A 15875-nucleotide genomic window follows, 5' to 3' on the forward strand; every position below is an offset into this window, starting at 1 on the left:
GCGACGAACCCGTACAGAGGATGGACATGGCAGACAGCATCAAGAGGATCTTCAAGGACAAGGCCGACTTCGTGAGCAAGTATCGCGAGGCCTGCGAGAGCAGCTTCAGCAAGAAGTTCGAGGACATGAGCGACCAGGAGCGCTACTACGTGCTCGGCTCCCTCATCGCCAACAAGACCAGGAACCTCGACGCGGGCCAGGAGCGCGACGGCCGCGAGGTGTACTACTTCTCGCTCGAGTTCCTGCTCGGGCCCCTGCTCGACAACTACCTGCTCAACCTGGGCATCCGCGACATCGTCAAGGAGGGCTGCGCCGAGCTGGGGATTTCGCTCGACACGATGGTCGAGCAGGAGGCCGACCCGGGCCTCGGCAACGGCGGCCTCGGCCGACTCGCCGCCTGCTTCCTCGACTCCATGGCCGCGCTGGGCATCAACGGCAACGGCAACGGCATGCGCTACCGTTACGGCCTCTTCCGCCAGGAGATCGAGGGCGGCCGCCAGGTCGAGAAGATGGACAACTGGCTGGAGCATGGCTTCCCCTGGGAGACCCGCAAGAACGAGAGCGCCGTCGTCGTGCAGTTTGGCGGGCACGTTGTGCGCCACGAGGAGAACGGCCGCTTCTGGTTCACCCAGGAGGGCGGCGACCTGGTGAAGGCGGTCCCCTATGACGTGCCCATCGTGGGCTACGGCGGGAAGACCGTGAACAACCTGCGCCTCTGGAGCGCGGAGCCCGCAGAGGAGGACTTCGACCTCGACGCCTTCAACGCGGGAGACTACGCCAAGGCGATGAAGTTCCGCTCCGACGTCGAGGCGATCTCGCAGATCCTGTATCCCAACGACTCCGGCGAGCACGGGCGCATCCTGCGCCTCAAGCAGGAGTACCTCTTCGTCAGCGCCGGGCTCCAGACCATCCTGCGCAGCTACGAGAAGAAGCACGGTCCCGACTGGGAGAACCTGGGCAAGCACGTCTCGGTCCACACCAACGACACGCACCCTGCGATGTGCGGCCCCGAGCTCATGCGCATCCTGGTGGACGACAAGGGCGTCGACTTCGACCTCGCCTTCAAGATCGCCCGCGAGACCATCAGCTACACCAACCACACGGTCATGCCCGAGGCGCTCGAGAAGTGGCCCATCAACACCTTCCGCTCGCTGCTTCCGCGCACCTACATGTTCATCGAGGAGATCGACCGCCGCTACCGCGAGGACTTCCCCCACGACCGCGACAACTGGCAGGAGATTCTGCAGCAGACGGCGATCCTGTGGGACGGCCAGGTTCGCATGGCCAACCTCTCGGTCATCTTCTCCCATTCGGTCAACGGCGTCTCCGCGCTGCACACGGGCATACTCGAGGCGACGACCCTGCACGCCTTCTACGAGCTCACGCCCGAGAAGTTCAACAACAAGACCAATGGCATCAGCCACCGTCGCTTCCTGGGCAATGCCAACCCGCCCTACGCGAAGCTCGTCTGCGACGCCATCGGTGACGGCTGGCTGAGGGACGCCAACCAGCTCTCGAGGCTCGAGCCCTACGCTGACGACCCCTCCTTCCTGGAGGAGTTCGAGAAGGCCAAGAAGTGGGACAAGCAGCGGCTCGCCGACTACGTCAAGCGCACCACCGGCGTCACGCTGGACACCTCGATGGTCTTCGACGTGCAGGTCAAGCGCTTCCACGCCTACAAGCGCCAGCTTCTCAACGTCTTCAAGATCATGGACGTCTACAACAGGATCCTGAGCGATCCCAGCTTCGACCCAACGCCCACGGCCTTCATCTTCTCGGGCAAGGCGGCCCAGAGCTACACCTTCGCCAAGGAGGTCATCCGCCTGATCAACTCGGTCGCCGAGGCGATCAACGGGGACGCCCGCGTCAACGACAAGATTCGCGTCGCCTTCGTCCCCAACTTCGCGGTGTCGAGCGCGCAGCTCATCTATCCCGCCGCCGAGATATCGGAGCAGATCAGCTGGGCGGGCTCCGAGGCCTCCGGCACCTCGAACATGAAGCTGATGATGAACGGCGCTATCACCCTGGGCACCTACGACGGAGCCAACGTCGAGATCTGCAAGCTCGTGGGCGAGGACCACATCAAGATCTTCGGCCTGCGCACCGAGGAGGTCGATGAGCTCCGCGCCGGTGGCCAGTACTGGGCGTGGGACCTCTACAACGCCGACCGCCAGCGCCTGGGCCGCATCGTGGACGAGCTGACCGACGGCACCCTCGCGCACCTCTCGGGCAACTTCGAGAGCGTCCGCGACGAGCTCATGGTCAACAACGACCACGACCTCGTGCTCAAGGACTTCTACTCCTACGTCAGCGCCTGGGAGGAGCTCACCTCCCGCTACGCTGACAGGGTCGTCTGGAACCACACGGCCGTCCTGAACACTGCTCGCTCGGGTTATTTCTCCAGCGACCGAACCATTGGGGAATACGCCAAGGACATTTGGCATATTGGTGAGTAAAGCAGCAGCGAAGAAACGAAAGGGGAGCTCATGAGCAAGAAGGAATGCATAGCGATGCTTCTTGCCGGCGGACAGGGCAGTAGGCTCGGCGTCCTCACCAAGGACGTGGCCAAGCCCGCGGTCTCGTTTGGAGGCAAGTACCGCATCATCGACTTCGCGCTGTCAAACTGCGCGAACTCCGGCATAGACACGGTCGGGGTGCTCACGCAGTACAGGCCCTACCTGCTTCACTCCTACCTGGGCACCGGCGGTGCCTGGAACCTGGACGAGAGCGACGGAGGCGTCTCCATCCTGCCCCCCTACGCGACCCAGACCGGTGGCGCCTGGTATGCCGGCACGGCGGACGCCGTGACCCAGAACATCGGCTTCATCGAGCAGAACGACCCCGAGTACGTGCTCATCCTCTCGGGTGACCAGCTCTACAGCATGGACTACCAGGCCATGCTCGAGAATCACAAGCGCCATGAGGCCGACCTCACCGTGGCCGTCATGCCCGTGCCCTGGGAGGAGGCCTCGCGCTTTGGCATCATCACCCAGGACGAGGACGAGCGCATCGTCAAGTTCACCGAGAAGCCCAACAAGCCGGACAGCAACCTGGCCTCCATGGGCATCTACATCTTCAACGCCAAGCTGCTGGTAGACACCCTCAACGCCGATGCGGTGGACAACACCTCCGAGCATGACTTCGGCAACGACATCATCCCGAAGCTCCTGGCCGACGGCAAGCGCCTCTACACCTACGAGTACAACGGCTTCTGGCGTGACGTGGGCACCATCTCGAGCTATCACGAGACGAGCATGGACCTCTTGGGCGCCAACCCCGACTTCGACCTGTTCGACGTCAAGGCACCCATCATGAGCAACGCCTCCACCAGGCCGCCCGCGTATGTCGGAGCCAACGGCTCCATCGACGACTGCCTGGTGGGCAACGGCTGCCGCATCTATGGCAAGGCCGTCCACTCGATCCTCTCGACCGACAGCTTCGTGGGCGAGCGCGCCATCGTCGAGGACTCCGTCCTCCTGCCTGGCGCCAGCGTGAAGGCCGGCGCACACGTCGTCCGCGCCATCCTGGGCGAGAACTCCATCGTCGAGGAGGACGTCGTGCTCGGAAGCGTCGATCAGACCAGGGACACCGCAGTCATCGGGAATGACGTGGTGGTTGGAAAGGGGGAGGAGTAGCAATGGAGAAGCTCACAGGACTCATCACCGCCAACTACTCCACGAAGTATCCGAGCGTGCTCTCGGAGTCCAGGCCCGTGGCGTCCATGCCCTACCTGGGCCGCTACCGCGTCATCGACTTCGCGCTCTCCAACATGGTCAACTGCGGCATCCGCACCGTGGGCCTGATCATGCCCTACAACTACCGCTCGCTGATCGACCACGTGGGATCCGGCCGCGACTGGGACCTCAACCGCAAGAAGGGCGGCCTCTTCATCCTGCCTGGCTCCGCCTTCGGCACCTCGCGCACCGGGTCGCGCTTCCTCCTGCGCGACCTCGAGCACAACAAGGTCTTCCTCGAGCGCAGCAAGAGCGACCTCGTGGTCATATCGTCCGCCAGCTTCGTCTACAACATGGACTACGGCGAGGTCGTGGACGCGCATCGCAAGAGCGGGGCCGACGTGACGGTCATCACCAAGACGGCCACCAAGAAGGACGTCGACGTCACCGGCTTCAACGTGGACGGCACTCGGGTCAAGGGCGTCAAGCACGGCGTCGTCTTCGGTGACACGGCCTTCATCGACTGCTTCGTCGTGGGCCGCGAGTTCCTGCTCCAGATGCTCGAGTGGTACAAGGCCACCGACTACCTCGACCTCTTCGAGGCCATGGCGGGCGACTACGGCCGCGTCAACGTCCAGAGCTATGACTACAAGGGCTACGTGGCGGCCATCTTCAACAAGGACGCCTACTTCGAGTCCAACATGGACCTTCTCGACCCCCAGACCACCGAGGAGCTCTTCCCCAAGGGCCGCACCATCCGCACCAAGGCCCACGACAACGCTCCCGCCAAGTTCGAGACCGGCTCGCGCGTGACCAACAGCCGCGTGTCGGGCAGCTGCCGCATCTACGGCTCCGTGTCCAACTCGATCCTGGGCCGCAGCGTCATCGTCGAGAGCGGCGCCACCGTCAACAACTCCATCGTCATGCAGTCCTGTGTCATCAAGGCGGGCGCGCGCGTGGAGAACGCGATCGTCGACCGCAACAACGTGGTTCCCGCGGGCACCGAGCTCAGGGGTACCCCTGACGCGCTCCTCATCAAGGAAAAGGCGGCTGAATAGGTGATTGCCATGCCCGATCAGGTCAGAAGAAAGATCCGGGTGCTCTTCGCGGCAGCCGAGGCCGTTCCGTTCGTGAAGACGGGCGGCCTGGGCGACGTCGCCGGCTCCCTCCCCGCCGAGCTCAGGCGGGCGGGCGCCAAGGCATCCGTCATTCTGCCCAAGTACTCCTTCATCCCGCAGGAGTACCAGGAGCAGATGGTCCACGTGGCGGACTTCTACGTGCCCCTTGCCTGGCGCAGCGTCTACTGCGGCATAGAGAAGCTCACCTACCACGGCGTCGACTTCTACTTCGTGGACAACGAGGCCTACTTCAAGCGTGACGCGGCCTATGGCTACTTCGACGACGGCGAGCGCTTCGCCTTCTTCTCGAAGGCGATCTGCGAGGCCATAGAGCTCCTGCCCGAGCTCCAGTGCGACGTGCTGCACTGCAACGACTGGCAGACGGCGCTCGCCCCGGTCTTCATCCGCGAGTTCTACCAGGCGTCCGAGGCCTGCCGCAACGTGAAGACCATCTTCACCGTGCACAACGTCAAGTTCCAGGGGCAATACTCCGACAAGGTCCTCGAGGACGTTCTGGGCCTGGCCGACAACCCCACGGCCGCGGGCCAGCTCTACTGCGACCGCGACTCCATCAACTACATGAAGGGTGCCCTCTGCTACTCGGACATCATCACGACGGTGAGCCCGAGCTATGCCAGCGAGCTTCAGATGCCCTTCTACGGCGAGGGCATGGACGGTATATTCCGCCGCCGCTCCGCATCGCTGCGCGGCATCCTCAACGGCATCGACGTCGACGCCTGGAACCCCGCCACCGACGAGCTCATCAACCACAAGTACTCCGTGGACGACATGTCGGGCAAGGCGGAGGACAAGCGCCTCCTCCAGCAGGAGCTCGGACTGGCCGAGGATCCCACCCGACCCCTCGTCGTCATGATAGGCCGACTCACCAACCAGAAGGGCCTCGGCCTGGTGCGCTACGCCATGAGCCGCCTGATGGAGCGGGGCGTGCAGGTGGCCATCCTAGGCACCGGAGACAGGGACCAGGAGGACGCCTTCCGCTACTTCGACTGGACCTACGGCGACCAGATGAGCGCGCGCATCGCCTTCGACAACGCCTTGAGCCATCGCATGTACTCCGGCGGTGACATCCTGCTCATGCCCTCGGAGTTCGAGCCCTGCGGACTCTCCCAGATGATCGCCATGCGCTACGGCACGCTTCCCGTCGTGCGCGAGACCGGCGGGCTCCAGGACAGCGTCCAGGCGTACAACAAGTTCACGGGCGAGGGCACTGGATTCCGCTTCGCCAACATGAACGCCGACGAGATGGCCAACACGCTCCTCTCTGCCTGCGAGCTCTTCTGGACTGATCAGGAGGCTTGGGCTAAGCTACGGCGGCAGGCCATGGAAACCGACTTCAGCTGGAGTCGGGCTGCGGACGAGTACATGGGCATCTATCACGACCTACACCCAGAGATCGCCCGCTGAGCACAAGAGATAGGCGGAGCACGTGAGGGCAAGGCACATCAGCTCTGACGTCCGTTACAGAGACCCGTTCGGAGCCGCCCCCGTGGGCGGCTCCGTCGCGCTGCGTCTGGACGTCTGGGACGAGCCGGAGGCGACGGCGCAGCTGCGCGTCTGGGTGGACGAGAAGGGCGAGCGCGTCTTCGACATGGACCGGAGCCAGGTGGGTGACCACCTGCGCTTCTCCGTGACCATAACTCCCGAGGAGCCCGAGGTCATCTGGTACTCCTTCAGGGTCACCGCCGCGAACGGCGACGTTTGGCGCTATGGCGCGACGGGCGAGCGCTCCTGCGGCGAGGGCGTGTTCTCGTACGGGGAGCCCCCCTCGTTCCAGATCACCGTGTACGAGCAGCGGCGCACGAGCTTCCCCGACTGGTATACGGGTGGCATCGTGTACCAGATCTTCCCGGACCGCTTCCGGCGCGGCGACGACTGGGAGAGGCGCGTCCACGAGGCGCTCGACAAGCCTCGCAAGGGGCCGGCGCGCCGCCTGGTCGGTGATTGGGACGAGTACCCCCGCTACCAGCGCGACGAGGACGGCTCCATCGCGGCGTGGGACTTCTACGGCGGGACGCTCGAGGGCGTGAGGGAGAAGCTCGACTACCTCAAGGCGCTGGGCGTCACGGCCATTTACCTCAACCCGATCTTCGAGGCGGCCTCGAACCACCGCTACGACACTGCCGACTACCTCAAGGTCGACCCGATGCTGGGGGACCTCAGGAGCTTCAAGCGCCTCTGCAAGGACGCGGGCGAGAGGGGCATCTCGATCATCCTGGACGGCGTCTTCAACCATGCGGGCCGTGACTCCAAGTACTTCGACGCCTTTGGTAACTACGGCGGCAGGGGCGCCAGCTCCGGCGAGCGCTCCCGCTACCGCGACTGGTTCAGGTTCAACGAGGACGGCAGCTGCTCCAGCTGGTGGGGGGTCAAGGACCTGCCCGACCTCAACCAGGAGAACCCCGAGTACCGCGACTTCGTCTGCGGGCATGGCGGCGTCATCCGCAAGTGGCTCAAGGCGGGCGCGCGCGGCTGGCGGCTCGACGTCGCCGACGAGCTCTCGGACGAGTTCATCGAGGACATCAAGAGCGCCGAGCTCGCCGAGTCTCCCGACGCCCTGCTTTTGGGTGAGGTCTGGGAGGACGCCTCCCACAAGGTGGCGTACGGCAAGCTTCGCCGCTACTTCCAGGGCTCGGAGCTGGATGGGACCATGAACTATCCCCTCAGGTCCGGCCTGGAGGACTTTCTCACCAACAAGATCGGCGCGCGCCAGCTGGCGGAGTCGCTCGAGGCCCTGCGCGAGAACTACCCCCGCACCGCCTTCTACTCTGCACTCAACCTCCTGGGCAGCCACGACCGGGCACGCCTGCTCACCATCCTGGGTGACGCGCCAGACCCCTCGGGCATGAGCGATGAGGAGCGCTACCGCTTCCGCCTGGACCAGAACCATCGCAGCCTCGCCGTGAGCAGGCTATGGGTCGCGGCGCTCCTGCAGATGACTCTGCCTGGCGTGCCCTGCATCTACTACGGCGACGAGGCGGGCATGGAGGGCTACTCCGACCCATACAACCGCGCCGCCTTCCCCTGGGGCCACGAGGACAAGAACTGCGCCACCATCTACCGCAACGCCATCGCGGTGCGCAAGTCCCTGCCCGTCTTCGTGAACGGTGACTTCGAGTCCTTCGCGCTCAACGACGACGTCTTCGGCTTCTGGCGCACGGACGGCGACGAGGTGGTCTGCGTCCTCGCGAACGCCAGCCTCTCAAGCTCCCATAGCATCCGCGTGCCCATGCGTGGCGAGCGCGTGGACGACGTCGTGTCCGGGCGCGTGCCCAAGGTCGAGGACGGCGAGGCGGAGGTCTTCCTCTGGCCGCTGGGCACCTCGGTCCTGTACTTCCACAAGCGGGTTCGCCTGCAGGCCCCCATGCACCGTGGCATGGGTGTGCTGGCGCACGTCACCTCGATTCCCAACCAGGACCACCCGGGGCAGCCCGGGACCCTGGGCGAGCCCTGTCGGCGCTTCGTCGACTACCTTGCCTCCGCCCACCAACGCTACTGGCAGGTGCTGCCGGTCAACCCAACCGACAGCTTCGGTTCGCCGTACGCGGGGCTCTCGGCCTTCGCGGGCAACCGCTCCCTCATGTGGGGCGTCGAGGGCGAGCGCACCAGCTTCATGTCGGACTTCGAGGGCACCGCGAGCTACCGCCGCTTCATCGAGAAAAACGAGGACTGGCTCATCCCCTACGCTACCTTCCGTGCGATTAAGGAGAAGCTGGGGGAGGGCGCCTGGCAGGAGTGGCCGAAGCGCTACCGCACCTGGGACCTCTCGCTCAGCAAGGACCCGGAGCTCGTCCATGCCGTGATGCGCGAGTGCGCCACGCAGTACGAGTTCCAGCGCCAGTGGGACGACATGCACCGCTATGCTCGGGAGCACGGCATCAAGCTCGTGGGGGACATGCCCATGTACGTCTCGGCCGACTCCTCCGACGTCTGGGCGGAGCGGCAGGTCTTCAAGCTGGATGAGAGGGGATACCCCGCGCTCCAGGCCGGAACCCCGCCCGACGACTTCGCCAAGGACGGGCAGCTTTGGGGCAACCCCACCTACGACTGGGACTTCCTGCGCAAGGACGGCTACTCATGGTGGATGCGCCGCTTCCAGCGCGCCTTCGAGCTCTATGACTACGTGCGCCTGGACCACTTCCTGGGCTTCTCGTCCTACTACACCATCCCCCAGGGCAAGGGCGCCCTGGACGGCGCCTGGAACTTCGGGCCCGGGATCGAGCTCTTCGACGCGGCGCACCGTCGCTTCGGGCAGCTTCCCTTCATCGCTGAGGATCTCGGCACCATCACCCCGGCCGTGCGCGCGTTGGTCGCGGCCACGGGGTTCCCCGGCATGGACGTGATCCAGTTCAGCGACGAGGATGTGAGGCAGGGATACCATCCCAAGCCCGAGAAGGTCGTCTACAGCTCGACGCACGACACCAGCACGCTCCTGGGCTGGTGCCAGGAGAGCTTCGGGGTGGACGACCCGGACGGGCAGGGCTTCGTGGTGCGCGGCCAGTCGATGGCGAGGGGACTCCTGGACGAGTGCCTGGACACCGACGCCGAGGTGGTGATGGTTCCGCTGCAGGACGTCCTCATGCTGGACGACGGCTCGCGCATGAACGTGCCGGGCGTGGCCGAGGGCAACTGGAGCTGGCAGGCTCGGCAGGCCGACGTCGAGGCGTCCGCCGAGCTGCTCAAGGAGTTGGCCGAGAGGAGCGGCCGCGCATAGTCGTGGCCGCATGTCCCGGAGGGGCGCTGCCGGCATGGTGGCGTCCCTCTCGCCTTGGCGCGTCGTGACGCGTGTTCCTGTCCGCTTCGAGCACGTTAAACGCGCGCGCAACGGACTCGACTACGTCGAACGCGTCTCTGTCCGCCGCGACTACGTCCGCCGCGTCAGAAGGCGCCGCAAAAGCCCAGGAAAGGGCTTCTCGCCAGACGCGTCTGACGTAGTCGCGCGATTTCGGCACGCGTCTGACGTGGTCGCGTCGCTCTGGCGCACAGGGGGCCGTGGTCACGCGACAATGGGGAGACGGACGACCCCGCGGCTAGGAACCGAGAGGAAGCGCATGTTCATCAACCGCATATCCCAGCAGCTCCTCCAGGCGCCCGAGCTCGCCCCCTTCCTGGGCGAGCTCGATGCCGGAGGTGACGCCACCCTGGGCGTGGCCCAGAGCGCCCGTCCCCTCGTAGCGGCGGCGCTCTGGGCGCGCGCCCCGCGCCCCTGCCTCGTGGTGGTGTCCGGCGAGGAGGCGGCCGACCGCACGGCCCGTGCCCTCGCCGCCTGGTTGGGTGGCGAGCTGGTGTGCCGCTACCCCGAGCGCCGCGACTGGCCCTGGTCCGACAAGCCCGCCGACGACGCGGTGGTGGGTGCCCGCTGCAATGCCATCGCCCACCTGAGCGCCGGCGAGCCCTGCGTGGTCGTGGCAAGCGCGCGCGCCCTCCTGCGGCGCGTGCCGCCCGTGGGCTCTGGCTACTTCGCCTCCTCGAGCTTTGCCGTGGGAGACGAGCTCGAGTTCGAGGACGTGGGGCGCCTTCTGGTGTCCATGGGCTACGCCGACGCGGGCGACTCCGGCGACGTGGGCGCTCCCGGTTGCTTCCACGTCCACGGCGACGCGGTGGACGTATTCCCTGCCCAGGCCAGCTCGCCCGTGCGCATTGAGTTCTTCGGCGACGAGGTGGACCGCGTGCGGCGCATGCTCCCCTCCACGGGACAGACCATCGGCGAGCTCCGGGAGGTGCGCATCTCTCCCTGCAGGGAGATCGCGCTCACTCCCAAGACTATCGAGGCGGCAGGCCACGCCCTCTTCCGCCGCGCGCAGGAGAGCTCCAAGGTCGCGGCGGACCTCGAGCTCATCCGTCAGGGCTCGGCAGACCCCACGCTGGACCGCTACCTGGTGGAGCTCTATGGCTCGAGCGCCTCGCCCATCGACCACATGAGCGGGGAGACGCTCGTCATCCTGGCGGAGCCCCGCGCGCTCTTCGACGACTGTCAACGCGCGAACGACGAGGTCATGGCCTTGGCCAATGCTGCCCGCACGTCGCTCGAGGGGCTCTTCACCTCTCCGCGGGAGCTTGACTTCGGCAGCCAGCAGCGGGTCTCGTTGAGTTCCATCCAACGGGTGGGCGGCTCGGCCGCAGCCGAGCTCGAGGTGCGCCAGCCCTCCATCGCCGGCTCGGACTCCAAGCTCCTGGGCCGCGTCCGCCAGCTGCTCAACGACGACATGTCAGTGGTCTTCGCCGTGCCGGACCGCGCGGCTCGCGAGGCGCTCGAGCTCTCGTTCACCGACGAGTCGATCCCTCTGGTCGAGTCCCTTGCCGCGGCGCCCGAGAACTCCGTTCCCGTGACGTCCCCGGAGGCAGGCGAGAGGCCCGCTTCCCTGGCTCGCCACGCGGTGACCTTCTTCGACGCGCCCGTGCCCGCCGGCGTCGTGGTGCCTTCGGCCCGCCTCGCCGTGCTCTCGGTGTCGGACCTGACGTCGAGGATGGCGAAGCGCAGCCGTAAGGCGCGCCGCGTGGACCCCACCAGCGTGAGCTTTCCCTTCAAGCCCGGGGACTACGTGGTCCACTCCACGCATGGCATAGCCCTGTTCAGCCAGATCGTGCGTCAGGAGGTGGGCGGCCGCGAGCGCGACTACTTCCTGCTCGAGTACGCGGGCCAGGACAAGCTCTATGTTCCCCTCGAGCAGGTCGACCGCCTGACGCGCTATGTGGGCCCCGACGGCTCGAGCCCGCGCCTCACCCGCCTCAACACCGCCGACTGGTCGCGCGCCACGGGAAAGGCCCGCAGGAGCGCGAAGAAGCTCGCCTTCGACCTGGTCGACCTCTACACGCGACGCTCCGCGGTGCAGGGTCACGCCTTCGCGCCCGACGGGCCCGCCCAACAGGACATGGAGGCAAGCTTCCCCTACGACGTGACGCCCGACCAGGCAAGCGCCATCGCAGACATCAAGGCCGACATGGAGTCGACGCAGCCCATGGACCGCCTGCTCTGCGGCGACGTGGGCTTCGGCAAGACCGAGGTGGCCCTGCGCGCCGCCTTCAAGTGCTGCCAGGACGACCGCCAGGTCATGGTGCTGTGCCCCACCACCATCCTGGCGCAGCAGCACTTCGAGACCTTCTTCGCGCGCTTCTCTCCCTTCGACCTCGACGTGCGCGTGCTCTCGCGCTTCGTGACGCCGGCCCGGCAGCGCCAGGCGCTCGAGGGCTTCGCGGAAGGTACGGTGGACGTGCTCATCGGCACGCATCGCCTGCTCTCCGCCGACGTTAACCCGCATGACCTGGGGCTCGTGATTATCGACGAGGAGCAGCGCTTCGGCGTCCAGCACAAGGAGCAGCTCAAGAACATGCGCGAGCAGGTGGACGTGCTGACGCTCAGCGCCACGCCCATCCCGCGCACCATGCAGATGGCCATGAGCGGCGTGCGTGACATGAGCCTCATCCTCACGCCCCCGCCAGGGCGCCTGCCCGTCAAGGTCACGGTGGGCGAGTGGGATCCCGACGTGGTGAGCGACGCGATTCGTGCGGAGCTCGAGCGCAAGGGACAGGTCTACTACGTGAGCAACCGCGTGACCACCATCGAGGACGCCGTCGCGCGCGTTCAGGAGGCGGCCCCCGAGGCGCGCGTGGGCGTGGCGCACGGTCAGATGAGCGCAGCTCAGGTCGAGGACGTGATGATGGAGTTCAGCGAGCGCGAGATAGACGTGCTCGTGGCCACGACCATCATCGAGAGCGGCATCGACAACCCGCACACCAACACGCTGATCATCGAGGACTCCCAGCGCCTGGGCCTGGCCCAACTCTACCAGCTCAAGGGTCGCGTGGGCCGCGGCCACGTCCAGGCCTACGCCTACTTCATGTTCCCGGGCGAGATGCCCCTCACGCCCGAGGCGACGGACCGCCTCACGGCCATCAACGAGTACCAGGACCTGGGCAGCGGCATGCGCATCGCCATGCGCGACCTCGAGATCCGCGGCGCCGGGTCGCTCATGGGCGGCGAGCAGCACGGCAACCTCTCCAGCGTGGGCTTCGACCTCTTCACGCAGATGCTCGGCGAGGCGGTGAGCGAGGCGCGCGGGGAGGCTGCCGACGTCTCGCAGGCGGAGGTCAACATCAACCTTCCGGCCGACTTCTACCTGGCCGAGGAGTACCTGCCCGAGGTGGACAGGCGCGTGCTGGCCTACCGCAGGCTGGCGGTGGCGGCGGAGCTCGCGGACGTCGACGCGCTGCAGGGGGAGCTCGAGGAGAGCTTCGGCGCGCTCCCGCTGGCGGGCAAGAACCTCTTCGACCGCGCGCGCGTGCGCATCCGTTGCCAGAGGCTGGGCGTGACGAGCGTCTCGCTCTCCAATGGGCGCATCACCTACCAGGGCATGGAGGTCCCGCGCTCGGTGGTGGCAAAGCTCAAGGCCGAGCGGGCGATCGTGTACCCAAAGAGCAAGAAGCTCAGCTATCCCTTCCGGACCGGCAGGGAGGAGCTGCTGCCGGTGGCGCTGCGGGTGCTCGAGGCCGTGGGCGGGGACGACGAGGGCGAGTAGGCGAGAGGGGCATGCCGCGGTGGGCGGCAGGGCTGTAGGGCTGCCGCCGAGGGGCAAGGGCTGCCGCCGGCTGCGGTTTGTCGGTACCTCTCGCCTCGAAATGTGCCGACAAACGGATGATTTATAGCCCGAGTGGGCTGGCGCCGCGAGTTTGTCGGTACTTTTTTCCCAAGGGAGTACCGACAAGCTTGGCGGGGTCGTCGGCCGCTCTTCGTGAGGCCATGGCTTGCGGGCTGTCGTGCTCCCTGCGGGAGTATGCTCATTGAATCAACGGGCGAGAGGAGCCTCCATGAAGCATCTGCTGATTCGTGCGGACGACCTGGGATACTCCTGTGCGGTCAACGTCGGGCTCGTGCGCAGCGCGGCCGAGGGGCTCGCTCGCTCCGTGGGCGTCATGCCCAACATGCCCGAGACGGAGCGGGGGCTTGCGTGGCTGCGTGACTCCGGTGCCGACGTGGCCCTGGGGCAGCACAGCAACGTCTGCCTGGGTGTGCCAGTCGCGGACGCGTCTCTCGTTCCCAGCCTCCTCGGGCCAGACGGCAACTTCAGGAGTAGTCGCGAGTACCGCGCCAGATACCAGCGCGGGGAGGACTTCGTCGCCTTCGACGAGGCGGTGGTCGAGCTCGAGGCGCAGCTCGCCCGCTTCCGCGAGCTCACGGGCAGGGACCCGGACTACTTCGAGGCGCATGCGGTCCTCTCGCCCAACCTGAACCGGGCGGTCTCGCATGTCGCGCGCACGCATGGCCTGCTCGAGCAGCCGGTCTCCTTCGATCCGGCCGCGACCGTGGACTGCGGTGGGACGCCCGTGCGCATGGTCATGCGCAGCATGAGCCCCGACTACGACCCCGCCGCAGCCATTAGGCAGACGGTCGAGTCCATGGCGGACGGCGAGACGGTCGTCTTCGTCTGCCATCCCGGCTACCTGGACGACTTCATCCTGCACAGCAGCTCCCTGACCACGGACCGAACGAAGGAGGTCGACGCGCTCGTCGACCCCGCCCTGCGCGCCTGGCTCGAGTCGCGCGACGACCTGAGGCTCATCGACTACCGCGACCTTGCGTAGCCCGCACCTGCCGCCCGCATGCTGCGGGGACGGTTTGTCGGTACTTCTCACCTTGAAAGGTGCCGACAAGCGGACGGGTTTGCGCTCGAGCGTCAAGTTGCTGCGAGGTCGTCGGTACTTTGGACTGGAGGAAGTGCCGACAATTGCGGCGAAGAAGTCGGTTTGCCGCCAACGCCGTTGCTCGCGGGCCACCGGGCTCCTCCAGGACTATGCTCTTCGCTAGGACCAGCTGCGCTCTGGCGGGCGCGTGGGCAGACGAGCAGACGAGGAGCGAGACATGGCAGCGGAGCAGGGCAATCTGAGTGGGCTGACGGATGAGGCGGACGCCCAGACGGCAGCGCGCCCCGGGGCGCCCGCCTCCCACCCCGAGTTTGACCGTCTCGTGCGCACCATCTGGCGCCTGCGCCAGCCTGACGGCTGTCCCTGGGACAAGGTCCAGACGCACGCCTCCATCACGCGCAACATGATCGAGGAGGCCTATGAGGCGGTCGACGCCATTGCCGCCAACGACATGCCCCACCTGCGCGAGGAGCTCGGTGACGTCCTCGAGCAGGTCCTCCTCCACGCGCAGATCGCCCAGGACGAGGGTGACTTCGACGTGGACGACGTCTGCCGCGAGCTCAACGAGAAGCTCGTCCGTCGCCACCCCCACGTGTTTGGCGACGCCGCCGCAGCGGGTGCGGTGGACTCGGCCGGGAAGGTCCTGGACATCTGGGACGAGGTGAAGAGGTCCGAGCGAGAGGGGCGCTCGTCCGACGTCGCGCCCGAGGGGCTCCTGGACTCCGTACCGAGCTCGATGCCCTCCCTCATGCAGTGCCAGAAGATCTCGAAGCGCGCCGCGAAGGCAGGCTTCGAGTGGGAGTCCATCGCCGACGTGTGGGACCAGTTCGCCAGCGAGCGCGCCGAGTTCGAGGCCGAGGAGCCCGGAAGCCAGGAGGCGGCAGAGGAGTTTGGCGACCTGCTCTTCTCGCTCGTCAACGTCGCGCGCCATGCCCACGTCGACGCAGAGGAGGCGCTCGCGAGCTCCAATCGCAAGTTTCGTCGTCGCTGGGCGCGCATGGAGGCGCTTGCCCGCGAGTGTGGCCTCGCGATCGACGAGCTGGGGACATCTGCCCTCAACGAGCTTTGGGACGAGGTCAAGAAAGAGGAGCGTGCCGCTCGCGGCTAGCTATCGAAGCGCCGCCAGACCTACGCCGCCCCAGCCCCTCCGTGGTGTCTGCTGAGCTTGCGAAGCCACGTGCCTTCGCGGGGCACGGCGTCCCGCTCTGATATAACTGAGGGAGCGGCTAAGGCCGCAGCTGCCAAAAACGAAGTTGAGACGAAGCGACGGCGGGTATGGCCAACTCCCAGAATCCAGGCGACACCAACCCAATGGGTCGCGCAGGCACCGGCTCGGCAGCCGTCGAGGCTGCGAGGGCCGGGCGCAGGCGCGGCCATGCGCGCGACCCCAGGCCCCTCTCGCGGGACGTTGGGCGCACGTCGGGCC

The 15875-nt window shown here is 66.6% G+C and carries 8 protein-coding genes; all 8 read left to right on the forward strand.

Annotated elements, in window-relative coordinates:
* Positions 1-26 precede the first annotated feature (26 nt).
* The 8 genes from HMPREF1868_RS07790 (at position 27) to mazG (ending at position 15557) form a co-directional block, all read left to right on the forward strand.
* The gene (locus HMPREF1868_RS07790; RefSeq protein ID WP_156439445.1) at positions 27-2456 is read left to right on the forward strand and encodes a glycogen/starch/alpha-glucan phosphorylase; all 2430 of its coding nucleotides are present in this window, start codon (positions 27-29) and stop codon (positions 2454-2456) included.
* A gap of 30 nt (positions 2457-2486) precedes the next feature.
* Positions 2487-3635 (forward strand): glucose-1-phosphate adenylyltransferase, encoded by a 1149-nt coding sequence (locus HMPREF1868_RS07795; RefSeq protein WP_062531576.1) that lies wholly within the window; start codon positions 2487-2489, stop codon positions 3633-3635.
* Between the two features lie 2 nt (positions 3636-3637).
* Positions 3638-4732 (forward strand): glucose-1-phosphate adenylyltransferase subunit GlgD, encoded by a 1095-nt coding sequence (glgD, locus tag HMPREF1868_RS07800; RefSeq protein ID WP_062531577.1) that lies wholly within the window; start codon positions 3638-3640, stop codon positions 4730-4732.
* 9 nt (positions 4733-4741) lie between these two features.
* A complete protein-coding gene (glgA, locus tag HMPREF1868_RS07805; protein ID WP_197414980.1) occupies positions 4742-6217 on the forward strand; it encodes a glycogen synthase GlgA in 1476 nt (491 codons plus the stop codon).
* 22 nt (positions 6218-6239) lie between these two features.
* Positions 6240-9524: a 4-alpha-glucanotransferase gene (locus HMPREF1868_RS07810; protein WP_062531578.1), complete on the forward strand. Its 3285-nt coding sequence runs from the start codon at positions 6240-6242 to the stop codon at positions 9522-9524.
* A gap of 337 nt (positions 9525-9861) precedes the next feature.
* Complete coding sequence (mfd, locus tag HMPREF1868_RS07815; RefSeq protein WP_062531579.1) at positions 9862-13326, forward strand: transcription-repair coupling factor; 3465 nt, start codon at positions 9862-9864, stop codon at positions 13324-13326.
* A gap of 289 nt (positions 13327-13615) precedes the next feature.
* Entirely contained in the window at positions 13616-14389 is a 774-nt protein-coding gene (locus HMPREF1868_RS07820) for a ChbG/HpnK family deacetylase (protein WP_062531580.1), read from the forward strand.
* 277 nt (positions 14390-14666) lie between these two features.
* Positions 14667-15557: a nucleoside triphosphate pyrophosphohydrolase gene (mazG, locus tag HMPREF1868_RS07825; protein WP_062531581.1), complete on the forward strand. Its 891-nt coding sequence runs from the start codon at positions 14667-14669 to the stop codon at positions 15555-15557.
* The last annotated feature ends 318 nt before the right edge of the window (positions 15558-15875 follow it).

The organism is Olsenella sp. DNF00959 (assembly GCF_001553055.1).
GTDB lineage: Bacteria > Actinomycetota > Coriobacteriia > Coriobacteriales > Atopobiaceae > Olsenella_I > Olsenella_I phocaeensis.

Coding starts and splice junctions, on each gene's coding strand:
- HMPREF1868_RS07795 (WP_062531576.1), top strand. CDS start 2,487: ATGAGCAAGAAGGAATGCATAGCGATGCTTCTTGCCGGCGGACAGGGC.
- mfd (WP_062531579.1), top strand. CDS start 9,862: ATGTTCATCAACCGCATATCCCAGCAGCTCCTCCAGGCGCCCGAGCTC.
- mazG (WP_062531581.1), top strand. CDS start 14,667: ATGGCAGCGGAGCAGGGCAATCTGAGTGGGCTGACGGATGAGGCGGAC.
- HMPREF1868_RS07790 (WP_156439445.1), top strand. CDS start 27: ATGGCAGACAGCATCAAGAGGATCTTCAAGGACAAGGCCGACTTCGTG.
- HMPREF1868_RS07820 (WP_062531580.1), top strand. CDS start 13,616: ATGAAGCATCTGCTGATTCGTGCGGACGACCTGGGATACTCCTGTGCG.
- glgD (WP_062531577.1), top strand. CDS start 3,638: ATGGAGAAGCTCACAGGACTCATCACCGCCAACTACTCCACGAAGTAT.
- glgA (WP_197414980.1), top strand. CDS start 4,742: ATGCCCGATCAGGTCAGAAGAAAGATCCGGGTGCTCTTCGCGGCAGCC.